23 protein-coding genes are annotated in these 26,461 nt (G+C 71.2%); 9 read left to right on the top strand and 14 right to left on the bottom strand.

What is annotated here, in order from left to right; genetic code table 11:
* Positions 1-32: 32 nt before the first annotated feature.
* Entirely contained in the window at positions 33-1,613 is a 1,581-nt protein-coding gene (locus ACEN2M_RS16875; RefSeq protein ID WP_441649304.1) for an MFS transporter, read from the bottom strand.
* Positions 1,614-1,725: 112 nt separating this feature from the next.
* Entirely contained in the window at positions 1,726-2,337 is a 612-nt protein-coding gene (locus ACEN2M_RS16870) for a TetR/AcrR family transcriptional regulator (RefSeq protein ID WP_441649303.1), read from the bottom strand.
* Positions 2,338-2,440: 103 nt separating this feature from the next.
* On the opposite strand from ACEN2M_RS16870, the gene ACEN2M_RS16865 reads away from it, so the two are divergent.
* The 3 genes from ACEN2M_RS16865 to ACEN2M_RS16855 are packed head-to-tail and all read left to right on the top strand — an operon-like array spanning position 2,441 to position 4,081.
* A complete protein-coding gene (locus ACEN2M_RS16865; protein ID WP_441649302.1) occupies positions 2,441-2,776 on the top strand; it encodes an ArsR/SmtB family transcription factor in 336 nt (111 codons plus the stop codon).
* Positions 2,773-3,216 (top strand): SRPBCC family protein, encoded by a 444-nt coding sequence (locus ACEN2M_RS16860; protein ID WP_441649301.1) that lies wholly within the window; start codon positions 2,773-2,775, stop codon positions 3,214-3,216. The genes ACEN2M_RS16865 and ACEN2M_RS16860 overlap by 4 nt, the downstream gene beginning before the upstream one ends.
* A 49-nt stretch (positions 3,217-3,265) precedes the next feature.
* Entirely contained in the window at positions 3,266-4,081 is an 816-nt protein-coding gene (locus ACEN2M_RS16855; protein WP_441649300.1) for an alpha/beta fold hydrolase, read from the top strand.
* A gap of 95 nt (positions 4,082-4,176) precedes the next feature.
* Here the strand turns inward: ACEN2M_RS16855 and ACEN2M_RS16850 are convergent, their stop codons facing one another.
* Entirely contained in the window at positions 4,177-5,151 is a 975-nt protein-coding gene (locus ACEN2M_RS16850) for a DUF5692 family protein (RefSeq protein ID WP_441649299.1), read from the bottom strand.
* 78 nt (positions 5,152-5,229) lie between these two features.
* Positions 5,230-5,841, bottom strand: coding sequence for a TetR/AcrR family transcriptional regulator (locus ACEN2M_RS16845; RefSeq protein ID WP_441649298.1), 612 nt, complete (start codon positions 5,839-5,841; stop codon positions 5,230-5,232).
* A gap of 146 nt (positions 5,842-5,987) precedes the next feature.
* Here ACEN2M_RS16845 and ACEN2M_RS16840 point away from each other — a divergent pair, with 146 nt between their 5' ends.
* Together ACEN2M_RS16840 and ACEN2M_RS16835 are read left to right on the top strand one after the other, a co-directional pair.
* Positions 5,988-12,374 carry an SCO7613 C-terminal domain-containing membrane protein gene (locus tag ACEN2M_RS16840; RefSeq protein WP_441649297.1) on the top strand — a complete coding sequence of 2,129 codons (6,387 nt, stop codon included), beginning with the start codon at positions 5,988-5,990 and terminating at the stop codon, positions 12,372-12,374.
* Positions 12,375-12,412: 38 nt separating this feature from the next.
* Complete coding sequence (locus ACEN2M_RS16835) at positions 12,413-13,054, top strand: GNAT family N-acetyltransferase (RefSeq protein ID WP_441649296.1); 642 nt, start codon at positions 12,413-12,415, stop codon at positions 13,052-13,054.
* 12 nt (positions 13,055-13,066) lie between these two features.
* Here ACEN2M_RS16835 and ACEN2M_RS16830 read toward each other — a convergent pair whose 3' ends face one another.
* Positions 13,067-13,285 (bottom strand): SHOCT domain-containing protein, encoded by a 219-nt coding sequence (locus ACEN2M_RS16830; protein WP_441649295.1) that lies wholly within the window; start codon positions 13,283-13,285, stop codon positions 13,067-13,069.
* A 122-nt stretch (positions 13,286-13,407) separates the two neighbouring features.
* Here ACEN2M_RS16830 and ACEN2M_RS16825 point away from each other — a divergent pair, with 122 nt between their 5' ends.
* Together ACEN2M_RS16825 and ACEN2M_RS16820 are read left to right on the top strand one after the other, a co-directional pair.
* Entirely contained in the window at positions 13,408-15,600 is a 2,193-nt protein-coding gene (locus tag ACEN2M_RS16825; RefSeq protein ID WP_441649294.1) for a heavy metal translocating P-type ATPase, read from the top strand.
* Entirely contained in the window at positions 15,597-15,965 is a 369-nt protein-coding gene (locus ACEN2M_RS16820; RefSeq protein ID WP_441649293.1) for a DUF488 domain-containing protein, read from the top strand. Before ACEN2M_RS16825 ends, ACEN2M_RS16820 begins: the two co-directional genes overlap by 4 nt.
* Here the strand turns inward: ACEN2M_RS16820 and ACEN2M_RS16815 are convergent.
* On the bottom strand, positions 15,954-16,841 hold the full coding sequence (locus ACEN2M_RS16815) for a hypothetical protein (protein WP_441649292.1): 888 nt from the start codon (positions 16,839-16,841) through the stop codon (positions 15,954-15,956). The two genes, ACEN2M_RS16820 and ACEN2M_RS16815, sit on opposite strands and share 12 nt — an antisense overlap.
* A gap of 97 nt (positions 16,842-16,938) precedes the next feature.
* On the opposite strand from ACEN2M_RS16815, the gene ACEN2M_RS16810 reads away from it, so the two are divergent.
* Both ACEN2M_RS16810 and ACEN2M_RS16805 read left to right on the top strand, forming a co-directional pair.
* The gene (locus tag ACEN2M_RS16810; protein ID WP_441649291.1) at positions 16,939-17,517 is read left to right on the top strand and encodes a GNAT family N-acetyltransferase; all 579 of its coding nucleotides are present in this window, start codon (positions 16,939-16,941) and stop codon (positions 17,515-17,517) included.
* A 1-nt stretch (position 17,518) separates the two neighbouring features.
* Positions 17,519-18,226, top strand: a complete 708-nt coding sequence (locus ACEN2M_RS16805; protein WP_441649290.1) for a M50 family metallopeptidase — start codon at positions 17,519-17,521, stop codon at positions 18,224-18,226.
* Positions 18,227-18,423: 197 nt separating this feature from the next.
* On the opposite strand, the gene ACEN2M_RS16800 is transcribed toward ACEN2M_RS16805, so the two are convergent.
* The 8 genes from ACEN2M_RS16800 to ACEN2M_RS16765 form a co-directional block, all read right to left on the bottom strand.
* The gene (locus tag ACEN2M_RS16800; RefSeq protein WP_441649289.1) at positions 18,424-19,194 is read right to left on the bottom strand and encodes a VIT1/CCC1 transporter family protein; all 771 of its coding nucleotides are present in this window, start codon (positions 19,192-19,194) and stop codon (positions 18,424-18,426) included.
* 105 nt (positions 19,195-19,299) lie between these two features.
* Positions 19,300-19,683 (bottom strand): D-ribose pyranase, encoded by a 384-nt coding sequence (gene rbsD, locus ACEN2M_RS16795; protein ID WP_441649288.1) that lies wholly within the window; start codon positions 19,681-19,683, stop codon positions 19,300-19,302.
* A complete protein-coding gene (locus ACEN2M_RS16790) occupies positions 19,680-20,690 on the bottom strand; it encodes a ribokinase (protein ID WP_441649287.1) in 1,011 nt (336 codons plus the stop codon). The genes rbsD and ACEN2M_RS16790 overlap by 4 nt, the downstream gene beginning before the upstream one ends.
* Entirely contained in the window at positions 20,687-21,631 is a 945-nt protein-coding gene (locus ACEN2M_RS16785; RefSeq protein ID WP_441649286.1) for a substrate-binding domain-containing protein, read from the bottom strand. The genes ACEN2M_RS16790 and ACEN2M_RS16785 overlap by 4 nt, the downstream gene beginning before the upstream one ends.
* 46 nt (positions 21,632-21,677) lie before the next feature.
* Positions 21,678-22,664 carry an ABC transporter permease gene (locus ACEN2M_RS16780; protein ID WP_441649285.1) on the bottom strand — a complete coding sequence of 329 codons (987 nt, stop codon included), beginning with the start codon at positions 22,662-22,664 and terminating at the stop codon, positions 21,678-21,680.
* Between the two features lie 20 nt (positions 22,665-22,684).
* Positions 22,685-24,190, bottom strand: a complete 1,506-nt coding sequence (locus tag ACEN2M_RS16775) for a sugar ABC transporter ATP-binding protein (protein WP_441649284.1) — start codon at positions 24,188-24,190, stop codon at positions 22,685-22,687.
* On the bottom strand, positions 24,187-25,224 hold the full coding sequence (locus tag ACEN2M_RS16770; RefSeq protein ID WP_441649283.1) for a LacI family DNA-binding transcriptional regulator: 1,038 nt from the start codon (positions 25,222-25,224) through the stop codon (positions 24,187-24,189). The genes ACEN2M_RS16775 and ACEN2M_RS16770 overlap by 4 nt, the downstream gene beginning before the upstream one ends.
* A 151-nt stretch (positions 25,225-25,375) precedes the next feature.
* Positions 25,376-26,212, bottom strand: coding sequence for an SDR family NAD(P)-dependent oxidoreductase (locus ACEN2M_RS16765; RefSeq protein WP_441649282.1), 837 nt, complete (start codon positions 26,210-26,212; stop codon positions 25,376-25,378).
* Between the last annotated feature and the right edge of the window lie 249 nt (positions 26,213-26,461).

The following is a 26,461-nucleotide window of genomic DNA, read 5'->3' as shown; positions in this document are numbered from 1 at the left end:
TGCGGCGGTGGCCCGCCCCTCGTGAGGCCGGGTTAGTGCACGAACTCCTCGGCCGACGAGCCCGAGATGCCGGACTCGGTCTCGAGCAGGACTTCGTCGACGCTGTGATGCGGCCGGGGGTTGCGCACGAAGACCGCGGCCGCGATGGCGATCACGATGGCCACACATCCGGCCACGACGAACGCGCTCGCCAGGCCACCGGTGAAGGCGTTCTGGGCCAGCGTTGTGGTCGCGGCGTCGAGCCCGGTGGGGATGATGCCCTGGGCCACGGCGTCGGAACCGGCGAAGGTGGTGGAGCCGAGCCCTGCGGCGGTTGCGGCGGAGACGACGGCGGCGAGCACCGCGGTGCCCAGCGCGCCACCGAGCTGCAGGGAGGTGGCCTGCAGGCCACCGGCGACCCCGGCGAGCTGCACGGGTGCGCTGCCGACGATGGCCTCGGCGCCCGAGGTCATCACCAGTCCGACACCGAGTGCGAGCACCACGAACGGCACGGCCATCGCGATGTACGGCGAGTCGATGCTGATCGGGGTGAGGCCGAACAGGGCGCCGCCGACCAGCACGAGGCCGAGCGACATGGTGACGCGGATGCCGAACTTGCTCACCATGGCCGCGCCGATGGGCGACGCGATGATCGAGACGGCGCTCAGCGGAAGCAGCATCACACCGGTTGCGATGCCGGCCTCGCCGCGGAAGTTGAGCAGGAACAGGGAGAGGAAGAAGGTCACCCCGAACAGAGCGAAGAAGTTGGCCGCAACGGCCATGGCGCCCACGGTGATGGTGGGGTTACGGAAGAGCGACATGGGCAGCAGCGGAGCCGCGACCCGGTTCTCGACGAGCACGAAGACCACGATCACGAGGATCCCGCCGGCCAGGATGCCCAGGGTGAGCGGGCTGGTCCAGCCCCACGCCTCCGACTGCACCACGGCCAGGACCACGGCGAACAGGCCGAGGGCCAGCAGCACCACTCCGACAACATCGAAACGGGCCCGGTCGGTGGCGGCGTTTTCGTTGAGCACCACGCCACCGAGGATCAGGCCGATCACGGCGATGGGGGCGTTGATGTAGAACACCCATTCCCAGCCGACAGTGCCCACGAGGGCCCCGCCCACGATCGGGCCGGCGGCGATGGCGACGGATGACGCGCCACCCCAGATGCCGATGGCCATGCCGAACTTCTCCCGCGGGAAGGTGGCCCGCAACAGGGCCAGGGTTTGCGGCATCAGCAGCGCCGCACTCAGGCCCTGCAGCGCCCGGAAGGCGATGACGCCCTCGGTGGTGCCGACCAGGCCGATGGCCACCGAGGTGACGGCGAAGGCCGCGACGCCGATGAGGTACATCTTCTTGCGGCCGAACCTGTCGCCGAGCTTGCCGCCGAGGATGAGGAAGACCGCCAGGGCGAGCAGGTAGGAGTTGGTGATCCACTGCAGTTCGGTGAACGAGGTGCCCAGGTGCAGGGAGATCGCGGGGTTGGCGACCGAGACGACGGTGCCGTCCAGGCCGACCATGAACAGGCCGAAGCAGACGGCGGCCAGGGACAGGCCGGGATTGCCGCGCACGGGTCGCCGGCCGGCAGCCGGCCTGGCGGCCTGGCGGGTGGGAGTGGAGGTGGACATGGTGGTGCTCCAAACGGTGTTGCTGGTGGGAAGGGTCGCGCGTCGGCGCACAGGAGAGACGCTCCGGTGGTGTGGAACGAAGCGTGGGGTTATGGAAGCGTGGGCGGCGGTGTTAGCCGGGGCCGGCCGTGGGCCCGGGGGTGCGGGTGCCGAGGTGTTTCGGTGTCAGCACGGGCACCAGCCAGTCGCGCACGAAGCGGTTCAGGTCGTCGTCGGAGACGACATCGCCGCGGGCGAGGCCACGATCGACCAGCACCGACAGGATCACCCGGCTGGCGAGAGTGGTGTCCGCCTGCGCGTCGATCCGGCCATCGGCCTGGAGTTCGTCGAGCGCGGCGCTGACCGCCCGGTCCAGCGGTGCGGCGAGGTGTTCTTGCACGGCCGCCATGATGACAGGGTCGGACCGGCCGGCGGCGTCCAGCGCCAACACGAGCCGGCCGAGTCGTCCCACGGTGATGCTGTGGGCGGCGGCGGCGATCGCGCGCACCGATTCGGTGAGGCAATGCGATTTGTCGAGCACCGGAATGGCGACGGGGCCCAGCTGCGCCGCGACGGCCACGACCAGGGCGGTCTTGGTGGGCCAGCTCTTGTAAATGGTGGCCTTGGAGGAATGCGCCCGCGCGGCCACGGCATCGATGGTCAAGACCGAATAGCCCACCTCGGCGAGGAGGTCGACGGTCGCCTGCAGAACGGCATCCGCTCGCTCGACACTGCGTCGACTCATTTCCCTGACCACATCTGTACTCTAACGTACACTTATGGCCCGGCGTAAGCCAGGTTGCTATTTAACCCTGTCGTTAATTAGCCGACCGGTTTATTATCGGTACATGGCAACGGATCAACTCAGCAGAACCTTCGCGGCACTCTCCGACCCCACCCGGCGGGCTATTCTCGAAATGCTCTCGCAGGGTGAGGCGACGGTGAACGATATCGCGGCACCGTTCGAGATGAGCCTGCCGGCCGTGTCGAAGCACCTGCAGGTGCTCGAGCGGGCGGCACTGATCTCCCGCGGACGCGACGCCCAGTGGCGGCCCGCGCGGCTGAACGCCGTGACGCTCGCCCCCGCGGCCGACTGGATCGACGGCTACCGCCGGTTCTGGGACAGAAGCTTCGATGCCCTGGATGACCAGCTCACCTTGCGAAGAGAAAGGCACGACCAATGACTGAGACACACGGCTCCCACATCACCCGTACGTTCGCGGCACCACCAGAAGCCGTCTTCGATGCCTGGGTGACCCCGGCAACCTTTGCGGCCTGGTGGGGCGGCAGCGCGGCAGAGGTGCCCCTCGACTCCGTCTCGCTGGATGCGCGCCCAGGCGGCAGCTGGAAGGCCACCATGATTCTCGCTCCGGATATGCGGTTCCACTGGCGGGGCGAGTACCTCGAGGTCGACCGGCCGAACAAGCTGGTGCTCACCACGACATTCCAGCCCGGGGATGCCCGCGAACTGCTCACCGTGCGGCTCACCGCCGTGGACGGCGGCACCGAAATGCGCTTCAGCCAGACCGGCGGCAACCTCTCTGCCGAGGAATACGAGGGCACGACTGTGGGCTGGCGGGCGGTCTTCGACGCGATGGACAGCACCCTCGCCGCCAAGGTCTAAGAGCCCCGCCGCTCTTTCGCCGCGGACGCCGCTCCCCTACGCTCGACACATGCCTCACCTCGATGTTCCGGGCGCGAGCCTGTATTACGAAGCCCATGGCCACGCCTCCAAGCCGGCACTGCTGCTGATCCACGCGGGGATCGCGAACCTTCGCATGTGGGATCCCCAGATTCCCGCGCTGACGGACGAGCACTACGTCATCAGGTTCGACACCCGCGGGTTCGGCCAGACCAGCACCGAGGATGTCGAGTTCTCGAACCGGGCGGATGCCCTGGCCGTGCTCGACCATCTCGGCGTGACCCGGGCGACCGTGATCGGCTGCTCGCGCGGCGGCACCATCGCCATCGACCTCGCGGTGGAGCACCCCGACCGGGTGGCCGGCCTGGTCACCATCGGGTCGGGGCCGGGCGGGTTTCCCGACACCGAGCTCACCGAGCTGGAGGACGCCAGGTTCGACGAGATCGACCAGGCGTTCGAGGCCCAGGACTGGCACAAGCTGGCCCGGCTCGAGGCCGCCATCTGGGATTTCGGGCCCCTGCGCCGCGAGGAAGACCTGGACCCCGAGTTCGTCAGCGCGGCCTACGCGCTCAACCGGGTCAACGTGGTGCACGCCGAGGAGAACCCGGTCTCGATCCCGCTCGAACCGCCCGCCTACGACCGGGTCGTCGACATCGAGGTGCCCACCCTGGTGACCGTGGGCGAGTACGACATGTCCGAGGTGCTGGCGGCATACGAGTACCTGGTCACCACGGTGCCCCAGGCCAGCGGATGCGTGTTCCGCGACACCGCGCACCTGCCCAACGTTGAGCGCCCCGCCGATGTGCAGCGCGTGCTGCTCGGCTGGCTGGCTGAACACAACCTGTAACGCTTGGGTCAACTGCCGCGAGAGCGGTCATGTGGTTGCTTCGAGTGACTCGAGGCAACCACACGACCGCTCTCGCGGGATGGTGCGGTGCGGGACTAGACGCGGGAGGCGGCCAGCGGCGGGGTCGCGCTCGTGCCGGGGGCGGCATCCAGCGGCCGGTTGTCGGCGAGCACCTTCTGGTAGGCGGGCAGCTCCACGAACAGCTCGTCCTTCAGCGGGTTGCGCTTGGTGCGCACGATGACACGCACCTGGTAGACGACCACGGCGATGTTGGCGGCCAGCGAGATCGCGCTGACGATGAACAAAGCGGTGGGGTTGTGCGAGGACTCGACCGCGAACTTCGAACTGGTGACGAAGGTGGGCACGGCCATGGTGAACATCATCCAGAACGCGAGGGTCTGCGCCCGGTGCTGCAGCCAGGCGCCCTTCTTGATGAAGAACGCGGGGATGGTGCAGGAGATCAGCAGGGCGGCGCCTGCGTAGAAGGAGTGGTCACCGACGGCGTTGTAGACATAGGCGAAGTTCCACAGGTCGTACGCGATGATCCAGAACCAGAGCATGTCCGGCCAGATCATGTCCTTCTTCTTGCCACGGCTGATGATGATGCCCGCCCAGCCGCAGATGGTGAGGAGGTTGAGCAGACCGGCGATGCCGTTCATGATGTTCCACGGGCCGCCGACCATGAAGACACCGTCGACCATGCCCTGCATGCCGTAAACCTGGAAGTCACGGATGACGGCCTCGAAGATGTTCAGCGCGAGGATCGCCGCCGGGAACATCAGCCAGTACTTGTTTTTCTGCAGCTTCGGGATGAAGCGGATGGCCATGAAGCCCAGGCAGCCGGCCAGCGCGGAGTAGACCTTGACCCAGTGGAACCAGGTGCCGGTGCTCGAGTCGGCGCCCGCGGTGTGCGGCCAGACGAAGATGGTGAGCAGCACCGGCAGTCCGATGAACAGCACGAGGGCGGCCCACTTGCTGGCGCGGGCGATCTCGTTGGCGAGCATGAGGCCCGCCACAACCGCGACCCACATCAGCGTGGAGTACCAGGGGATTGACTCGTACAGGAACATCTTCGTTTCTCCTTATTCATTTTTCTTTGTGGGGTTTGGTGCGGTGGTGCGGTAAAGCCGTGTTGCGTGCTGGCCTGGTCAGGCGCCGGGCCGGGCGCCCACGTCCAGGTGCAGGGTCTGCCGCACGATGGCGACGAGAACCTGGTCCTCGATGTCCGGCGTCGAGCGCACGAGGCCGATCAGGCCGTAGACCAGCACGTAGAAGACCTCGCCGACGTGCTCGATCTCGATGTGGTGCGCCCGGGCATAGGCCTCCACCGTCGTCACCCGCAGGCGGTCGACGATAGCCCGAACGGCCCGGTCCACGAACCGGTTGTAGAGCCCGGCGTTCTCGGGGTGGCCGAGGTCCTGGCGGAACATGTCCTTGGCACGCAGGTGGTGCCGGAACATCACCACACAATCCAGCAGCGCCTTCTGCACGTTGCCGGTCTCCCGGTCCGCGTCCCAGCGGGAAACCGCGTCGACGAATTCGGTGATGTGGTCCTCGAAGATCAGGTCGATCAACGCGTCCCGGTCGGGAAAGTAGTGGTAGATCAGGCCCCTGGTGACGCCGACGCGCTTGGCGATCTCGGTGACGGAGACCTTGGCGACACCCCGCTCGGCGAACAGCGCCCTGGTGGCGTCGACGATCTCGTCGCGGCGCTCATCGGGCTGCTTGCTCAGTCGCGGTGGCGACGTTGTGGTGCTCATATCGAGCACGGTACTCGCGTGATTGACTCCGCGTCAATGACACACCGTCAACCGCCCCGAACTGGGGGCCGGCCTGTGCACAACCTCCGTAGGTTCGGCAGTGAACCAGTAGCCTGTGGAGGCCGCACCATTCATCAGGGGGATTGATGTCACAGAGCAGGTCTATTCGCGACTTCGCGCAGTTTGCGGGACGGTTTCTCTGGCCACGCAGTTCGGCCGACCTCACCGACACCACGCTGTGCCCGGCCTGCCGCAGCACGCTGCCCGGGCCGGTTTGTGCGTCGTGCGGGCTCGACCTGCGCCACCCGGCCGCCCGCGAACTGCTCGCGGCGTCCACGGATGCCGCCGCCGCCCTGAACAAGCGGGTGGAGCTGATCGGGCAGATTCGCTTCGAGGTGGCCGAGGCCACTGCGGCCCAGGCGGCCGAGGCCGAAAGGCGATTGGTGCAGCAGGTCGCGGCGCGGGCGGCGGAATCCGAGCGACTCGCCACGGCGGAACGGACGGCGCAGGCCCAGGTTCAGGCCCGGCGCATCGCCGAGGCGGATGCGGCACGGGCCGCTCAGGCCGCCGCTCAGGCATCCGCCCAGGCCGCGGCGCAAGCCGCAGCGCAGGCCGCCGCGCAGCCCACTGTCAGCATCGCCGCCGCGTCCCCGGCCGCCTCCACAGTGGCCGCCCCCGCCGAACCGGCACCGTTCACTCCGCCGGTCCTGGCTCCGTTCGCCAACACACCGCCGACACTGCCGACGCCGCCGGTCAGGCCGGTTCCGGCAGAGCCGGCGGCACCGGCCCCGCACAAGCGCTCGAGCGTGCAGGTGGTGCTGCTGCTGGTGGGCGTCACCCTGGTCTCGGTCGCGGCGATCGTCTTCCTCACCGTGGCCTTCGTCGTCGCCGGCCTCGCCGTGCGCTCGGCGATCGTGGGCCTGTTCACCCTGGCCATGCTGGCCACGGCGGGGCTGCTGCGGCGCAAGAACCTCGTCAGCACGGCCGAGGGCATCGGCGCCCTGGCCGTGGTGCTCGTGCTCCTGGACGCCTGGGCGTTGCGGCAGAACAACCTCTTCGGTTTCGGCGACGCCGACGGTCTGCTCTTCTGGGGCATCACGCTGGCCGTGTGCACCGGAATGTTCCTGCTCTGGCACGCGCTGTCCTCGCTTCGGGTGGCCAGCGTGGCCGGATTCGCCGCGGCCGCGCCGGCCGTTGGACTCATTGCCGCCGGGCTGGCGGCAGACGCCGAACCAGTCACCCGGCTGTTCCTGGCCGCTTCGGGCGCCGCCGCCGGCGCCCTCCTGCACAGGTTCACCCTGCCCGGTACGAGCGCCTTCTGGCCCTCCGTCGACCGCCTGGCCGAGCGGATCGCCCTGGTCGCGCTGGCCGGTCTCGCCCTGGCGACGGCCGCGCTGACCGCCGGTCTCGTGGCTCCCGACAGCACGGCCGCTCCCCTGCTCGGCTTCGGCGCCGTCGCCGCTCTAGCGCTCGTGCACACGCTCGCGGTCCTCACCGGTCGCTGGTCGGATGCTGCCTACCGGACCTTCGCTCACGCATCCGCCGGCCTGGCCACGCTGGCCGTGATACTCGGCGTCAGCGGTTACGCCTGGCGCACCGAAGACACCAACCTGCTCGTGATCCTGCCGCTCCTGGTCGCGGCCACGCTCACCCTGGCCCTGGAACTGGCCTGGCGACGGCGGTCCGCCGGCCCGGCGCGCACCGCCCTGCTCACCGCTGCACTCACCGGGGCGGGGCTGTCGGCCGCCATCGGCCTGCTCGTGCTGACCATCGCCGCCGCACCGCTGGCCAGCACCCTGGTGTCCGCCCTGGCCAGGTCGGGCGATCCCGTTGCCCTGGTCAGCGACGTCAGCACCTGGGCCCTGGTGGCCCTGGCCGGCGTCGCCGTGCTGGTGGCCGGGTTCTGGCGGGCCGGCGCGGTCCTCACGGCGCGCCTGCGCGTGCTCGCCTGGTTCGGCCTCGTCGTTGTGCTGCTCGCCGTGCCCTTCACACAGTGGCTCTGGCTGGTGCTGCCGCTCTACCTGCTGCTGGGCGCGGTCGCCCTCACGGTTCTTCTGCTCGCCCGCACCGGGGGCCTGCCGATCCAGGGCTACCGGCCGGCGCTGGTCACGTTCTTCGTCGCCGCCGAAGCGCTCGGCTATTCGATCAGCTGGGCCAGCAGCACCAGTTGGTGGCTCGGCACGCTGTCCGCCGTGCTCACGGTGTTCGTCGCCCGGCTGCTGCTGCACCGAGAGTCCCAGGCCGGCGGTCGCGGAATCCTGCTCGCCGGGGCCATCGTGCTCACCCTCATCGGCGCCGTCGCCGCGCCGGAGGCGCTCACCCTCGCCGCGCCACCCGGTGCCGCCGTGCTCTGGCTCCAGGTGGCCCTCGCCGTCGCCATGGTCACCGGCCTGCTTCAGGTACTCGTGGCTCAGGGCCGGATCGGCCGCTTCACCGACCCCGAACGGCGCTGGGCGTTCTGGACCCTGCTCGCGCCCACCCTGCTCGGCATCGTTCTGCCCACCGGGCGCCTCATCGACGGCGTCACCGCGGTGGACAGGGCGACGATCCCCGCGGCACTCCCCGTCGCCGGCATCCTGGCCGCCGCGCTGATCGTGGCCGCGACGCTGCTGTGGACGCTGACTCCGAGCAGCGGCCTCCGCTGGGAACGGTTCGTCGGCGCCCTGCTGGTGGCCCCGGCCGCGCTGGCCCTGACCGTGGACCTGATCTCCCTCACCCGGGCATCCGCCACCGTCGCGGTGCTCGCCGCCCCGATCGCGGCCCTGGTCACCGTCGCCCTCGCCCTCGTGCTCCGCACCGTCGTGCGCACGACCGACGACACCGCCGACGGCACGGCCGGAGGCACCGGTACTCGGGTGCGCTCCTCGGCCGGCCTGGAAATCGGTGCCGCCGTGGTGCTCGCCTCCGTCTTCCTGCTCCCGGGCCTCACCGGGCTCGGCTGGCTGGTGCTGCTGCTCACCGCGGTGGCCCTGCTGCTCACCGCGATCGATTCCGACGGCCTGTTCGCCTCCCGCTCCTGGCGCCGCCATCTGGGCTGGCTCGCGCTGGTCGCGGGCACCGCAGGACTCTGGTGGGGCCTGGCCCGCGCCGGCACGACCCCCGTGGAGGCCTACGTTCTGCCGCTGGCCGGCCTGCTGTTGCTGCTGGCCGCGCTGCTCTGGCGGTACGGCCGCATCGACCGCGCCGTCACGGCCAGCCCCGGCGCCGCCCTGCTCACTCTCGCCGGCCTCTCGGTGGCCCTGCTGCCCCTGGCCCTGAGCGGCCAGACCGGCTCACCGGTGCGCCCGGTCATCGTCGGCGCGGCATCCGCAGTGCTGCTCCTCGGCGCCACCCTGCTGCGCTGGACGCCGCCCCGGTCGGCCTACCTGGCGGCGGCCGGGCTCGCCGGTGTTCTCGGCCTGCTCAGCACGGCCATCGCCAGGGCGCTGCGCCTGGTGAACGCCGCGGGCACCCCCGGCCCGCTGCTCGAGGCGTGGCTGCTGCCTGCCGTGCTCCTCACGATGATGGCCGCGTTCCTGCTTGTGCGTCAGACGGATGCCGGCACCCGCCTGGCCAGGGACCGGGCCGGTGTTGCGCTGGTGATCGTGGCCCTGGTCACTCTCACAGTTCTGCAGATCGCCGCGCTCGACACCTCGACGCCGGCGGCCACGCGCGCCATCACCCTCGTCGCCGTGCTGGCGGCCGGGCACGTGCTGGCGCTTGGGCTGCCCCGAGTGCCGCTGGGTGCCGTGGTGGCCTGGACCAGCATCGTGCTGGCCGGCTTCGCCGCCTGGGCCGCCATCGCCGCGGGCGCGGTTGACCCGTTCGAGGTCGTGACGGTTCCCGTCGGGCTCGCCCTGGTCGCCGGGCAGCTCGTCACAGCCCGGCCCGGAAGCCCCCGAACGGCGCCGGCCACGAGCCCCGCGTGGGCGTGGCTTGGCGCCGGGCTCGCGCTCGCGCTGCTGCCCAGCGCCGTCGTGGCGGCCGGGCCGGGCGCCACGACGCTCACCGCTGCCGGCCTCACCGACGATGCCGTACGCCAACTGCTCACGCTCTCCGTGGGCGGCCTGCTCGCGATCTATGGCGCCGTGCTGGTTCGCCGTCCCCGGTGGAGCCTGCTCGCCTGGCCCAGCGTGCTCGTGGGCGCCGCCGCCGTCGTCATCACGGCGAGCGGGCGCATCCTCGCGCTCACGTCAGGCGCTGCCGTACCCGACTGGCGCCTCGAGGCCTGGCTGGTGCCGGCGGCGCTGCTGCTGGTGGTCGCCGGCGGCATCATCATCCGGCAGACGCCGGTCACGCCCAGGACAACCGCCGGCACGGCCGCTGGGGCGGGGGCTCGGCGCCGGGGCGTCGGGTACGGGCTCGTCGGCCTGGCCCTGCTGGGCATTCTCGGCGCTGAAACCGCTGCCCTGCCGTTCACGCCCTACGCCGAGGGGCGCGTGATCGCCCTGGTGGGCCTGTTCGCCGTGCTGCACGTTGCCGTGCGCTGGTTCGACCGCAGCGTGGCGGGCAGCCTGCTCGCCTGGGGCAGCTGGGCCGCGGGCCTGGACGCCCTGGTGGCCGGCCAGGGCTACGGCCTGCCGACCCCGATCGAACTCACGACGGTGCCGCTGGGGATCTCGCTGGTTCTGGGCCAGCTGCTGGCCGCCGGGCTCATCGGGGCGCCCCGAGACCCGGCGGCGAGCGCGCGGCCCGAAGCCGGCATCGCGCTGCAGGCCCGGCTGGCCGTTGGCCTGGCCCTCGCCCTGCTGCCCAGCGCCCTCGAGGGCGCCCAGGGAACACTGCTGCGGCCGGTGCTCGTGCTCGCCGTCGGCGGCATCCTCGCCCTCGGCGGCGCCCTGCTCCTCGCCCGGCCGCGCTGGCAGGTTGTGGCCTGGCCCGGCGTGCTGATGGGCGCGGTGGCCGTGGTCGTCGCCGCGGCCGGCCGCATCCGGCTGGTGCTGCAGAGCCCGACGGGCGCGGACTGGCGCCTCGAGGCGTGGCTGCTGCCGGCCGCCCTGCTGCTCATCACCGCGGGCTACCTGATCATCGCCGGGGCACCGGCGCGGGCACAGTCGGTAGCGGTCGGCGCGGGCGTCAATGCGGATGCTGCCGCCTCGCCTGCGGCGCCAGCCGCGTCAGACGTCCTCACCGCAGCGGTCGGGCCGCGACGCCTGCTCGGCTACGGCCTCGTCATCGCCGCCCTTGCCGGCATCCTCGGTGCCGAAACGGCCGCGTTGCCGGTCAACGCATATGCCGAGGGTCGGGCGATCGTCCTGATCGTGCTGTTCGCCGTGCTGCACGTGGCCGTGCGCTGGGTCGATCGCAGCCGCGCCGGTGCTCTGCTGGCCTGGCTCATCATCGCCGCCGGGTTCCTCGTGCTGCTCGCTGCCCTCGGCCGCGACCTGCTCGACCCCGTTGAGCTCGGCACCGTGCCGCTGGGCCTCGCCCTGGTCGTGGGGCAGCTGATCGCCCTGCGGGTCATCGGCCGGGCTCCCGACACCGCGGCCCCCGTCGTCGCACGACCGGTGGCGCAGGCCGGTCTCGCGGCGGGCCTGGCCGTGGCGCTGTTGCCCAGCGCCGTGCTAGGCGCAGAGGGAACCGTGCTGCGGGCGGTGCTGAGCCTGACGATCGGCGGGGCCCTGGGCATCCTGGGTGCCCTTCTTCTGCCGCGGGCGCGCTCGGGTGTTCTGGCCTGGCCGGCCGGCCTGGTCGGCACCGTCATCGTTCTGCTCACCGCGGGCCTCCGCATAGTGGCAATGCCCGGAGTGCCCGCCGGGCCCGCCGGCGAGCTGGAGGCCTGGCTGCTGCCTGCCGCGGCCCTGCTGGTCATGATCGGAGCCTGCGTCATTCGGGTTGCCCGCAGCACGGATTCCGCCGATGCCACCAGCCTGCCGCTCCGCGGCGGTTATGGCCTGGTCGTCGTCGCGATGCTCGGCACTGCCCTCACCGAGGCGGTGGCCCTGGGCTACCCGCCGCTGGCCACGGTGCGAGTGATGCTGGGCGTCTGGGTGTTCTCCGCGGTGTTCCTGGCCGCGTTCTGGGGCGACCGCAGCGTCCTCGGCCGGATGATCGCCTGGGTGGCCCTCGCGAGCGCCGCCGGGATGCTCGGCGCCGGGCTGCTGCGCGACGTGCCGGATCCCGTGGAGGCCGGCACGGTGCCGCTGGCGTTGGCTCTCGTGGCGGCCGGGATGGTGCACCTGAAACGGGTTCCCGCCGCCGGCAGCTGGCCGGCACTCGCGCCCGGCCTCCTGCTGCTGCTCGTGCCCTCGCTCCTGCTCGACCTGAGTTTCAGCCCGCTCTGGCGGGTGGTGGGTCTCGGCGTCGTCGCCATCGCCGTGCTGCTGCTCGGCACCGCCAGGCGGTTGCAGGCTCCGTTCGTGCTCGGCGCCACGGTGCTGCTCGTGCACGCGCTGGCCCAGCTCTGGCCGTGGATCTCCCTGCTCTACGTCTCGGTGCAGTGGTGGCTGTGGCTCGGCATCGGCGGCGTGCTGCTGATCGTGCTCGCCGCACGCTACGAGCAGCGCATCCAGAACCTCAAGTCGGTGGCGCTCAAGATCTCCGCGCTGCGGTGACCGGCACCGGTCGCCGACGCGCCGTGACAGCATGGGCCATGCCCGAATTCAGTGCCGCCGAGTCGCTCGTCACCGCGCGCCTGCGGCTGGATCCCCTCGCCGCGGCAGACCTGGCCGGCGTGCACGCCATCTACGCCGATCCTGACACCTGGCGGCACCTGCCCTCCGGCCGGCACACGACCCTCGCTCAGACCGACCGGATGGTCGACGAGAGCGAGCGCAGTTGGGCCGCCTCCGGCCTGGGCCGCTGGACGATCCGGCTGCGCAGCGACCTGCCGGGCACGAACCTCCCGGCGGGGTCGATCATCGGGGTGGCCTCGGCCACGCTGATGGAGTGCGGCGCGCGCAACTTCGGCTACAGGCTGACCCCGGCCAGCTGGGGAGTCGGTCTGGCCACCGAGGCGGCCACGGCGGCCCTCGCCGTGGCCCGGGCCTCGACGTTCCCGGTGACCGCCAGGGCCCTGGCCGCCAACCTGGCCTCGGTGCGGGTGCTCGAGCGCATCGGGCTCACCCGGGTGTGGAGCGGGCGCGGGCTGCCGGGTGCGGAACCAGACGGCACGCCGCTGGCCGGCGCCGACACAGCGCCCCCGCATCCGCACAGCATCGCGCTCGAACGGGTCATTTTCGCCGACCGTCCCCTCCCGGGCGAGTTGTTGGCGGCCATCATCCGTCTGGGCTGACGGCCCACCCGCTCAGGGCGTGTCGCCGAGCTCGGTCACCTGTTCGCGGTACTGCTCGGTCGTGAGCTCGCCGCGGGCGTAGCGCTCGTCGAGGATGCGCCGCGCGTCGCTTCGGCTTGGACCCACCGGGCTCGACGCGTCGTCGCGGAAAACCCGCACGGTCCACACGATGAGTATCACCACGGCGATCAGCGACAGGAGCCCATAGAGCCACAGCCAGGCCGAGTTCATTCCGTATCCCCACATCATCCTGGCCCCTTTCCGTGCACGTGCACGTGCACCGGTGGTTTTGCTCCACGGTAGCCCCGTTCCGGCCCTTGCCTGGTACCCCTAGGGGGTATAGGTTGGGGGTTATGGCTTCCCACTCAGATTCCCGCCACGAGCGCCACGGCGCCTCGACCCAGGCACCCGGCGACCGGCTCGCTCCGGGCCCGGTGGACCACAGCGCGATGGACCACAGCGGGATGGAGCACGGCGCCATGGACCATGGCGGGATGGACCACAGCACCATGGACCACGGCGCCATGGGCCACGCCGGGCACGGCGACCACGTCGGTGCGTTCCGGCGGCTGTTCTGGGCGATGCTGGTGCTGGCCGTGCCCGTCGTGGGCTTCAGCGGCATGTTCGCGGCGCTGCTCGGCTACGACCTGCCGAACACCGCCTGGACCCCGTGGATCTCCCCGGTGCTGGGCACGGTGATGTACGTCTGGGGCGGTCGGCCGTTCCTCACCGGCGCCGTGGGCGAGCTCAGGCAGCGTTCCCCCGGCATGATGTTGCTGATCGCGCTGGCGATCACGGTGGCATTCCTCGCCTCCTGGGGTGCCAGCCTGGGGCTTCTGGCCATGGAGCTCGACTTCTGGTGGGAGCTCGCCCTGCTGATCGTGATCATGCTGCTCGGCCACTGGATCGAGATGCGCTCACTGGCGCAGTCCTCCTCGGCCCTCGAGTCCCTGGCGGCGCTGCTGCCCGACGCGGCCGAGCGGGTGGATGGCGACGAGGTCACCGTCGTCGCTCCCGCAGACCTTCGCGTGGGCGACCTGGTGATCGTGCGGCCGGGCGGCCGGATCCCGGCCGACGGCCGGGTCGCAGAGGGCACCGCCGAGGTGGACGAGTCCATGATCACCGGCGAGTCCCGGCCGGTCAGCCGCGGCCCCGGCGCTCCGGTCGTAGCCGGCACCGTTGCCACCGACACGGCCCTGCGGGTGCGGGTGGGCGCGGTCGGCGACGACACCGCGCTGGCCGGCATCCGCCGTCTCGTGGCCGAGGCGCAGGCTTCGTCGTCACGGGCGCAGCGCCTCGCCGACCGGGCGGCCGGTTGGCTGTTCTGGTTCGCGCTCGGCGTCGGCGTGCTCACCGCGATCGCCTGGACCCTGTTCGGCAGCCCCGAGGATGCCGTGACCCGCACCATCACCGTGCTCGTGATCGCCTGCCCGCACGCGCTGGGCCTGGCGATACCGCTGGTGGTGGCGATCAGCACGGAGCGGGCCGCGCGCGGCGGGGTGCTGGTGACCGACCGGCTGGCCCTGGAGAGCATGCGCACCGTGGACACCGTGCTCTTCGACAAGACCGGCACCCTCACCAGGGGCGAGCCGGTGGTCAGCCAGCTGCAGCCGGCGCCCGGGTTCGACGACGCGACGGTGCTCGCGCTGGCCGCCGCGGTCGAGGGCGACAGCGAACATCCGCTGGCGAAGGCCATCGTCGCCGCGGCACGCACCCGCGCCCTCACGGTTCCCCCGGCCACCGGGTTCAGGGCAGTCACCGCCGTGGGCGTGACCGCCACGGTCGCCGGCCACGAGGTGTCGGTGGGCGGGCCCAGCCTGCTCAGCCGGCACGACGCCGAGCCGCTGAACGCCACCGGCGCCTGGGCGGCCGACGGCGCCATCGTGCTGCACGTGCTGCGGGACGGCCGGGTGGTCGGCGCCATCGGCCTGGCCGACGAGGTGCGCCAGGAGTCGCGGGAGGCCGTGGACGCCCTGCACGCCTTGGGCGTGGCCGTTGTGATGATCACCGGTGACGCCGAGGCCGTGGCGAGGTCGGTGGCCGTCGAACTCGGCATCGACAGGGTCTTCGCCGGCGTGCACCCCGACCGAAAGGCCGCCGCCGTGTCGGCGCTGCAGCGGGAGGGCCACCGGGTGGCCATGGTGGGCGACGGGGTCAATGACGCCCCGGCCCTGGCGCAGGCCGACGTGGGCATCGCGATCGGCGCCGGCACGGATGTGGCGATCGCTTCGGCCGGGGTGATCCTGGCCAGCGACGACCCCCGGTCGGTGCTTTCGGTGATCGAGCTCTCCAGGGCCGGCTACCGCAAGATGACGCAGAACCTGTGGTGGGCGGCCGGCTACAACCTGCTCGCGGTGCCGCTCGCGGCTGGGGTGCTCGCCCCGATCGGCTTCGTGCTGCCCATGGAGGTGGGCGCGCTGCTGATGTCGGGCTCGACGGTGGTGGTGGCCGTGAACGCGCAGCTGCTGCGCCGGCTCGACCTGCGGCCGGAGGTGAGCGCCGCCAGGGCACTCGGCGAGCGCCGCCGCGAGGAGGCCGGCTCATGACCATCCGGATCAAGCGCATCTACGACGCCGTGGCCGATGACGACGGCCGCCGGGTGCTCGTGGACAGGCTCTGGCCGCGAGGCGTCACGAAGGACCACGCCCGGTTGGATGCCCGGCTCAAGGACGTGGCCCCGTCGCCGGCGCTCCGCAGCTGGTGGAGCCACGATGCGGAGCGCCTCGACGAATTCGCCGTGCGCTACCGGGCCGAACTCGATGGGGAGCCGGCCACGGTGCGGGCTGTCGCGGAGCTGCGCGAGCTCGCGGCGGCCGGACCGACCACCCTGCTCTATGGCGCCAGGGATCCGCATGTCAACCACGCCCGCATCCTGGCCGAGTATCTCGAGCGGCCGGCCTCACCCGCCTGAGGGAGTTCCCCGGGCTCGCAGCCGCTCGATGAACTGCGCCATCTCGACCGACGGCCTCGACCGGGCCGCATCGGCCTCCGGGAACAGCACCGGCAGCCGCGGACCCAGCTCGCGCTGAACGTCCGCGGCCAGCAGGTGGCCCTCCACGAGATAGTCCAGCGGCCACGGCGCACCGGGCCCGGCAGGGTGCCGATGCGCGGCAGTTCGCCATCGGTCGTTCCAGTCGTGGAGCCTGTCGACGAGGTCGCCGCTGAGACCCAGAACCGCCGGATCCAACCGGTCGCTGGGGCGCCCGGCCAGCGCGGACCGGTCCAGAAGCGGCAGCGCCTCCTCCTGCGGCCGCAGCAGGATGCGGGTCGGCATCCGGCCCGGTTGCCACAGCAGCGCCGCCAGGTCGACGGTGCGGGTGAGAGCGGCGAACGCGGCCTCGGGCATGTCCCACATCTGCTGCACGATGGTGCGAGCCCGGGGTCCGGCGGGCGAGAAGGCGGCTCCGGTCTGGGAGACCGCCGCCCACCCGCCGGCATTCTCTGGCTCGGCCCGGACGGCGCGGGAGAGCTCACTGTCGGCCTCGAGATAGAGCACCAGCACGGCCGCGCCGAACGCACGCTGCACGTCGGCGGCCAGCAGGTGGCCGTCGGTCACGAACGCGAGGTGTTCCTCGGCGCTGGGCCATTCCTGCGTCGGGCCCAGAAGATTCTCAAATCTCTCGTTCCACCGCACGAGCCGCGTTTCCAGCTCCGCCGGGAGCCCGAGCACACCGCGGTCGAACGGGCCGATCCACAGGTCCGGCGACGGCGACCTATCCCACAGGGGGAGCATGCCGCCGTACTCGGCCATGAGCATGACCCGGGTGGGGAACGCGACGAGGTCCATCCCCCGACACTATCGCCGGGCGTGCGGCCGGCACGGATCGCACCGAGCACCCCCGGAAAGGGTCCCGCTGGTCACGCAACACGACTAGCCTCCATGAATGGCCGAAATACGAACGCCCGCCGCGCCCCGCGAAGTGGGGCTCTATCGACCGTTGGCCGACGACTGGGCGGGCCTCCGCGATATTCGCCTCCGCTCGATCGCGAACTTCCCGTTGGGTTTCTTCGAATCCTTCGCCGCCGCGCTCGCGCTCACCGAGACCGACTGGCGGGCGCGCGGTGCCAGGAACGCCGAACCCGGCAGCTTCCAGGTCGTCGCCCGCACCACCGACGAGCAGTGGGTGGGCACCATGGCCGCCTTCGTGTCCTCCGGCCCGCCCAGCTACGAGCCGGGCGAGCTGCCCGTCGGCGGCCCGGTCCGCGCCAATCTCGTGGGGGTCTGGGTCGACCCCAGCTACCGCGGTCGCACGGGTGTGGCCGCGCAGCTCCTGCGCGCGGTGCGCACCTGGGTCATCGACGAGCATCACCTCGACCAGGTGTATCTGCACGTGCACGAGAGCAATCACCGTGCCATCCGCTTCTATGAGAAGAACGGCGCCAGGCCCAGCGGCGAGTACATCGCCGACCCTCGTCGCTCCTCGGAGCGGCATGTGGAAATGGTGATGGCCGCGGCCTGCTGAGATGGATCTGCTCGTCGAATTCTGGGCCCGCGTCTCGGCCAGCAACGCTCCACTGCCTGCCCTGACGGTGTGGCTGACCATCGCCGCCGCCGCCCTGCTGGTGCTGGTTCCCCCAGCCTGGAAGCTGACCCGGCACGGCATCACGATCGTGCACGAGGGCGGCCACGGGCTCGTCGCGGCGCTCGGCGGCCGCCGGCTGCAGGGCATCCGGCTGCACTCGGACACCTCAGGCCTCACCGTGAGTCGCGGCAAGCCACGTGGACTTGGCATGGTGTTCACCCTGCTCGCCGGCTACACAGCACCGGCCCTGCTCGGGCTCGGGGCGGCCTGGATGCTCGGCCGCGGCCACGACATCGGCCTGCTCTGGGCACTGCTCGCGGCCCTGGCGCTGCTGTTGGTGCAGATCCGCAACTGGTTCGGGCTCTGGTCGGTGGCCGTGACCGGTGCGCTGGTGTTCGCCGTCACCTGGTTCGGCTCGCCCGCCGTGCAGAGCATCTTCGCCCTGCTGGTCACCGCGTTCCTGCTGATCGGGGCGCTGCGCACGGTCGTGGAGCTGCAGGTCACCCGGTCGCGCCGCGGCGGGCAGGCCTCGGACGCCGACCAGCTGGCCCGGCTCAGCCGTCTGCCCGGACTGTTCTGGGTGCTGGTGTTCTTCGCCGTCGCCGGGGCCTGCCTGGTGGGCGCCGCGCGGCTGCTCGCCCTGGTCTAGCTGTACGTCCAGCCGCGCGTGCCGCGGGGTCGTACGTTGAGAAACGTTGTCGGATGGCGCCGACTCGCGGCAAAATGCCCCATGGGCCCCCGCGAAGGGGCACTTTTCCGCAACTCGCGGGCGGGCCGTCTCACGAGTTGCCGCAATGTCCCCCTTCGGAGCGCGGGAAGGGGGACTCTCGAGCAACTCGCGGGCGGCTAGAAGACCGACACACCCAGCAGGGTGCCGACCAGCCAGGTCACGAAGAGGGCCGCGGCGCCGCCGGTGACCACGCGCACGGTGGCGCGGGCGAGCCGGCTGCCGCCCAGCCGGGCGCCGAGCGCTCCGGTGAGGGCGAGGGCCACCAGCACGGCGACAAAGGTCACCGGAACGCGGATGCCCTCCGGCGGCAGCAGGATCGCCAGCAGGGGCAGGATCGCACCGAGGGTGAAGGCCAGGGCGGAGGCGCCGGCCGCGTGCCAGGCGCTGGCCACATCCTCCTCGACGATGTTCAGTTCGAGGGAGAGGTGCGCCTTGAGGGCATCCTTCGCGGTGAGTTCGACGGCCACCTGGCGGGCGGTGGCCGGGGCCAGGCCGCGCTCCTCATAGAGCGACGTGAGCACGTCGAGTTCGCCGGCCGGGTCGTCGAGGAGTTCGCGCTTCTGTTTCTCGATCATGGCGCGCTGGCTGTCGCTCTGGCTGCTCACCGAGACGTATTCGCCGAGCGCCATCGAAATCGCCCCGCCGACGAGTCCTGCCGCGCCGGCGGCGACGATCGCGGGGGTGCTGCCGCCGGCCCCGGCGACGCCGACCACGATGGCCGCGACTGAGACGATGCCGTCGTTGGCGCCGAGCACGCCGGCCCGCAGCCAGTTGAGCCGGCTCGCCAGGCTGGATGCGGCCGGGGCAGGCGCGGCGCCGGCGCGGGTTGCTGCATCCGCCGACCGGGTGCCGGCCGGGGCGAAGAAGGGGGGCGAGAGGGTGGCCATAGAGTCACCATAGGCACCTCTCGCCGACCCCGCCAGCGTGGAAAGCCTTGCCTAATCTGCCTGATCAGGGCATGGAAAGGCTTGCCTAAGTCGGCTCGAAACGGCCTAGAACGGCACCCCGCACACGAGGGCGGCGTTGGCGAAGGCCGTGGCCTCCCCGGTGCGCACGAACACGCGGGCCGACCCGGAGAGCCGTTTGAGCTCGCCGTGCCCGATGTACTCGATGTCGGTGAAGCGCTCGCTGAGCCACTCCTGGGCCACCGTGCCCTTGGCCTCCTCGGCCGCCACGCAGCGTTCCACGACGAGTTCGCCCAGCAGCGCGTCGAGAACCTGCTCGAAGCGCGGAACACCGTGCACCAGGGCAAGGTCGATCACCGGCACGCCCGCGGGCGCGGGCATGCCGCAGTCTCCCACGAGAACGATGTCGCCGTGGCCCAGGCGGCTGAGTGCCGCGTTCAGGTCGGCGTTCAGGATGCCGGTGCGTTTCACGGGTGTGCCTCGTTGTGGTCGGTGGCGGTGGGGGTGGCGGATGCGGCGAGAACCTCGGGGAGCACGTCGCCGGCGTGCGGATAGGACGGCTGCGTTCCCCGGGACTGCACGGCGAACGCCCCGACGCGCACGGCCAGCCTGGCCGCCTCGCGGAGCGTGTCGCCGGCGGCGAGCCGGGCGCTGAGCGCACCCACGAAGGCGTCGCCGGCGCCGGAACTGTCGACCGCGACCACGACGGGTGACGGCACGGCATCCGTGCCGTCGGCATCGGAGACGATTGCGCCGAGGGCGCCGCGGGTGAGCACGACCGAGGTCACCCCCCACGCGCGCAGCCGGGCCACCGCATCGGCGTCCGACGCGGGCGCCGGTGTGCCGGGCGTGAGCTGGGCCAGGAGCAGCGTGGCTTCGTGCTCGTTCACGATCAGGGGGTCGGCGGCCGCGACGGTCTCCGGGTCCAGTTCGATCACGGGCGCGAGGTTGAGCACCACCCGTCCGCCGGCCAGCCGGGCGGCGGCGGCGCTGGCCGCCGCCGGAATCTCGCCCTGCAGGACCAGCACGGCCGCGCCGGCGATCAGGCCGGCGCTCTGGCCCACGACGTCGGCATCCACCGCGGCGTTGGCCCCCGGGATGACGATGATGGTGTTCTCGCCATCGTCGGCCACGGTGATCACGGCCAGCCCGGTGGGGCCGTCCACGGCCCGCACGTGGGTGAGGTCGACGTTAGCGGATTCGAGCAGCACGGTGGCCGCGGCGGCCTGGCCGTCGAGGCCGATCGCGCCGACCATGCTCACCCGGGCGCCGAGCAGCGCCGCGGCGACGGCCTGGTTGGCGCCCTTGCCGCCGGGCAGAACTGCGATCGACGTGCCGATCAGGGTCTCGCCGGGCAGCGGATGCCGCTGGACGGTGGTGACCTGGTCGGCGTTGATCGAGCCGACCACCACGACACCGGTCAGGCCCGCTCCGGTCACGGCCGCCCCGGCGACCGGGGCTGTGGTTGTCGGGGTCACTTGGAGAAGTCGCCCACGTTCGTCTTCGTGACGGCGACGACGTCGACGGGAACGGTGGCTTCGACCTTGTCGCCGGCGATGGCCTTGACGGCCAGTTCGATCGCGAGACGGCCGAGTTCGGCGGGCTGCTGCGCGACGGTGGCGTAGAGCGAGCCGTCCGAGATGGCGGTCAGGCCATCCGCGGTGCCGTCGAAGCCGACGACGGAGACCTCGGAACCGGCGCGGGCGCCGAGGGCCTGGATCGCGCCGAGGGCCATCTCGTCGTTCTCGGCGAAGATGCCGGTGACGCCGGGGTTGGCCTGCAGCAGGTTGGTGGTGACGTCGAGGGCGGAGGCGCGGTCGAAGTTCGCGGTCTGCTCGGCGACGACGGTGATGTCGGGGTAGGCGGCGATGCCCTCGTCGAAGCCGGCGCCGCGGTCGCGGCTGGCGGAGGTGCCGGACACGCCCTGCAGGGAGATGACCGTGCCCTTCTCGCCCATGGCCGCGGCGAGCTCGTCGGCCGCCTGCTTGCCGCCGGCCACGTTGTCGCTGGCCACCAGGGAGGTGAGCTCGGCATCGTTGACCGTGCGGTCCACGCCGATGACCGGGATGTTCGCGGCGGTCAGCGCGTTCACCGAGGCGCTGGCGGCATCGGAGTCGACCGGGTTGACGATGACGGCCTTGGTGCTGCCGGCCGTGGCCGTGGCCAGCTGGTTGGCCTGGGTGGCCGAGTCGTTCTGGGCGTCGACGATGTAGAGGTCGACGCCGGCTTCGTCGGCGGCGGCCTGGGCGCCGTCGCGGAGTTCGACGAAGAACGGGTTGTTCAGGGTCGAGATCGCGAGCACGACCTTCGGTCCGCTCGCCTCGTCACCGCTTCCGCGGCCGCAGGCGGTGGTGCCGGCGAGGATCAGTGCGGCCGTGGCAGTGACGGCGGCGATACGACGAAAGGAGGATGACTTCATTGTGGTTCCTTTATTGGGTGGGGCGGGGAGAGGGGAAAAGAGGGGGTCAGCTGTTGCGGGTCTTGCGGCGCAGCACGTCTGCGCCCACCGCAAGGGCGATGACCAGGCCGATGACGACCTGCTGCCAGAACGACGAGACGTTGAGCAGGTTGAGACCGTTGCGGATGACGACGAGAACCAGGGCGCCGATGAAGGTGCCGGAGATCTTGCCGAGCCCGCCGGAGAGCGAGGCCCCGCCGATGACCACGGCGGCGATGGCATCCAGCTCGTAGCCGGCGGCGGCCTGGGGCTGGGCGGAGTCGAGCCGGCCGGCCAGGAGCAGCCCGGCCAGGGCCGCGAAGACACCGGCGAGGGCGAAGACCGTGACGATGATGCGCTTGACCGGCAGTCCGGACAGCCGGGCGGCCTCGGCGTTGCCGCCGACCGCGTACATGGAGCGGCCGAGCACGGTGCGGTTGAGGATGAAGGAGGCGACCAGCGCCGCCAGCACCAGGATCACGATGGGCATCGGCACCGGGCCGATGTTGCTGCCGAGGAACGACACGTCGGGTGCCGTCTTGATCGGCCGGCCGTCCGAGATCACCAGGGTGAGGCCGCGGGCCACGCTGAGCATGGCCAGGGTGGCGATGAAGGAGGGCAGCTTGCCGTAGGCGTTGGCGGCGCCGTTGATCACGCCGGCGAGCAGGCCCACGACGAGCCCGCCGATCAGCGCCATCCAGCCGGGCAGGCCGGCGCTGACGAAGAACCAGCCCGACGCCATGGCCGACAGCGCCGCGACGGCGCCGACCGAGAGGTCGATGCCGCCGGCGACGATGACGAAGGTCATGCCGAAGGCGAGCACCGCCACGGTCGACACCTGGATGCCGATGTTGAGCAGGTTCTGCCCGGTGAGGAAGTCCGGGGTGGCGATGACCAGGGCGATGCAAAGCACCACGAGACCCACGAGGGCGCCGTTGTTGGCCAGAAAGGTCTTGTAGTCGAAGGAGCGCCGGGTGGGCGCCTCGGGGGAACGGGTGGTGGTCGTCGTTGACATGGTTTTCAATTCCTTCTGGGTCAGCGCTGCGCTGCGCGGGAGCGGGCGGCGAGGGTCATGACTGCGTCTTGGGTGGCATCCGCTGCGCTGAGTTCGCCGGACAGCCGGCCGTCGCGCATGACGAGGATGCGGTCGCTCATGCCCAGGATCTCGGGCAGTTCGCTGGAGACCATGACAATGGCCCCGCCGGCTGCGGTGATCGAGTTCATCAGTTCGTAGATCTCGACCTTGGCGCCCACGTCCACACCGCGCGTCGGTTCGTCCAGCAGCAGCACGGTGGAGGCGGCGATGATCCACCGGCCGAACACCGCCTTCTGCTGGTTGCCGCCGGAGAGCGACCGGATCGGCTGCTCGATGGTGTGCATGCGGATGCGGAGCTTCTCGGCGACGGCCTCGGCGCGCTTGCGTTGGCCGGTGAAGTCGGCCAGGCCGAGCTTGGCGCTGGAGGCGAGGGTGGCGTAGCCGAGGTTGTCGTTGACCGAGGCATCCAGCACCAGCCCCTGGCCCTTGCGGTCTTCGGGTACGTGGCCGATGCCGGCCCGGATGGCCGCCTTGATGTCGCCCTTGGGCAGCTGCGTGCCGCGCACCGACACGGTGCCGGTGTCGTACTTGTCGGCGCCGGCGATGGCGCGGATCAGTTCGGTGCGGCCGGCCCCGACGAGCCCGGCGATGCCGAGCACCTCGCCGGCCCGCACAGTGAAGCTGATGTCGTCGAACTGGCCGGCACTGCTGAGGTTGGTCACGGCGAGAACCTCGGTGACCGCCGGGGTCTCGTCGGCGCGGCGCGGGAACTGGTCCTCGATGCTGCGGCCGACCATCAGCTTGACCAGGTCGTCTTCGGGGGTGGAGGCCGGCACCTCGGCGATGAAGTGGCCATCGCGGATGACGGTGACGGTGTCGCCGACTTCGGCGATCTCGTCGAGGTGGTGGCTGATGAAGAGCATGCCCACGCCGCGTTGGCGGAGGTCGGCCATCACGGCGAAGAGGGCCTGGGTTTCGTGACGGGTGAGCGCGGCAGTGGGTTCGTCGAGGATGAGCACGCGGGCGTTGATGCTCAGCGCCTTGGCGATCTCGACCAGTTGCTGCTTGGCGATGCCGAGGTCACCGACCGGCATGTTGACGTCGACGTCGAGGCCGATCAGGGCCAGCGCGGCGCGGGCCTGCCGGCGGAGTTCGGGGCGGTCGACCATGCCGAACCTGGTGGGCATCCGGCCGAGCATCACGTTTTCGGCCACGCTCATGGTGGCCACGAGGTTGAGTTCCTGGTGGATGGTGGCGATGCCGTGCTCTTCGGCGGCCCGGGTGCTGGGCAGGCTGGTGACGACGCCGTCGACCAGGATCTGGCCGCCGTCGGGCTGGTAGACGCCGGCGACCATCTTGATCAGGGTGGACTTGCCGGCGCCGTTCTCGCCCAGCAGTACCTGCACCTGGCCGGGGTAGACACTCACGGTGACGTCTTGGATCACCGTGACCGGACCGAAGGTCTTGGTCACGTTCTGCAGCGTGATCAGGGGGTGCGTGTTCATGACTGGCTCCTTTGCCGGGTCTGGGTCGAGGGGCGGATGGGTGTGGCCGACGACGCCCGCACGATCAGTTCGCTGGGAAGCACCACCGAGTCCGGTGCGTAACCGTCGATGACCTGCAGCAGCAGGTCGACGGCGATCCGGCCCATGTCTTCCACGCTGTGCGCGATCACGCTCAGCGCCGGGTTGAGCAGCGCGAACCACTCGATGTCGTCGAAGGCGACCAGAGCGATGTCGGTGCCGATCCGCATCCCGAGCTTGTGCAGGATGCTGATGGCGCCGACGGCCATCAGGCTGTCGGCGGCGAGCAACGCGGTGGGCGGGTCGGCGAGGTCGAGCAGGGCGTGCACACCGGCCGATCCGCTGGCGGCCTGGTAGTCACCGAAGTAGACCAGCTCGGGGTCCTGGCTGAGGCCGGCCTGGGCGACGGCGCGGGTGAAGGCGGCGAAACGGTCCCGGCCGGTGGAGGTGGCCTGCGGGCCGGAGATGTAGCCGATGCGGGTGTGGCCCTGGTCGGCGAGGTGCTGCACGGCCTGGCGGATGCCCGATTCGCTGTCGGTGGTGACGCTGGGGAGGTCGAGGCCCGGCACGGTGCGGTCGACGAGCACTGTGGGCACCTTGCGCTCGATCAGGGCGCTCAGCCGGCCGAGGTCGTCGCCGACCGGGGCCACGATCACACCGTCGACGCGACGGGAGATGAGGGTGTCGAGGTAGCGGTCCTGCTGGTCGTTACGCTCGTTGGCGTTGCCGAGCAGGGTGACGTAACCGGCGGAGAGGGCGGCCTGTTCGGCGGCGTGGGCGAGGTCGGCGAAGAACGGGTTGCGCACGTCGGGCACCAGCAGGCCGAGCGAGGTGGACCGGGTGGAGCGCAGGGCCTGGGCCTGGGCGTTGGGCTGGTAGTCCAGCTCCGCGGCGGCCGCGGCGACGCGTTCGCGGGTGTCGGCCGAGGTGGCCGGATTGCCCGACAGGACGCGGGAGGCGGTGCCCACCGACACGCCGGCGCGGGCGGCGACGTCCTTGATCGTTACGGCTTCCACGGCCACTCCCTTGTGTGTGCGTGCGATGGTGCAGGTGCTCGGTGTGACTCGTGGAATCGTTTCCATGGAATCGTTTCCATGGTACGTCGCACGACAGCACGATGTCAACCGAGCGGGCGCGCGGGAGCGGCTCGGGGCCCTGCGGCTCGGGTCAGCGGCGGCCGACGAAGGTGTCCATCGACCTGTACACGCCGAACACCTTGCCGGCCACGGCGTCCCAGGCCGCCAGTGGCAGCACGCCGCGCAGCTTCTTGGAGAACCCGACGGTCCACGGCATCAGCAGCTGCGGCGACCCGGCGAGCATGGCGCGCCAGACCCGGTTGACCACGTACTCCGGGGTCATCACGGGCGTGAACAGCGGGCCGCGGGCGCCGTCGAACATGCCGGTGGAGATGTAGCTGGGTGCGATGGTGCTCACCCGCACGTTGTCGAAGCCCTGCTGCGCAAGCTCGAGCCGCAACGAATCGCTCCAGGTGATCACGGCGGCCTTCGAGGCCGCGTAGACGCTCATCCGCGGGTTGGAGAGCATGCCGGCGGCGGAGGCGATGTTCACGATGCGGGCCTCACGGTAGGGGTTGCGCATCATCGCGGGCAGGAACTCACGGGTGATGTACATCGGCGCGAGGGCGTTCACCTGCATGGTGGAGCGGGTGTCGTCGCCGTTGTCGTGCTCCCAGAAGAACGACCCGCGCACGATGCCGGCGTTGTTGATCACGATGTCGGGGTTGCCCACCTCGGTGCGCACCCGTTGGGCGGTCTGCGCGATGGCGCCGAGGTCGGCGATGTCCACGACATACGGGGCGATCTGGGTGGTGCCGCCCGCGCGCTCGGTGAGGATGGCGGCGGTGGCCGAGAGGGCGGCGGCGTCCCGGTCCCAGAGGATCACGGCGCGTGCGCCCTCGGCGACGGCACGCTCGGCATAGAGGCGGCCCATGCCCATGGCGGCGCCGGTGATCAGCACGCGGGCTCCGGAAACGGTTCGAGTCATGGGTCAATCATCCCAACTCCTGGCGACGAACCGGTGCGGCACCGCCCGCGTGCCCGGTGCCCAATTGCTACGTTGCGTTTCACCGGGGAGTGCGCGGGGCCGGTCGGCTGGGTAGCGTCGAGGAAACTTCGACCTCCGACGATCGGCCGCCATGTCTGCCAGCACCGCCACGAGCACCACCGCCCGCCTCGCCGCGGCCGCCGGTGGCGCGCCGGGCCGCGGCCGGGCCGCATCCGCCCCCGCCGGCAC

Source organism: Cryobacterium sp. W22_MBD10_FK3 (assembly GCF_052113745.1).
Lineage (GTDB): Bacteria > Actinomycetota > Actinomycetes > Actinomycetales > Microbacteriaceae > Cryobacterium.
Note: the sequence above shows the minus strand (reverse complement) of the source record. Positions and strands in the feature narration are given on the sequence as shown.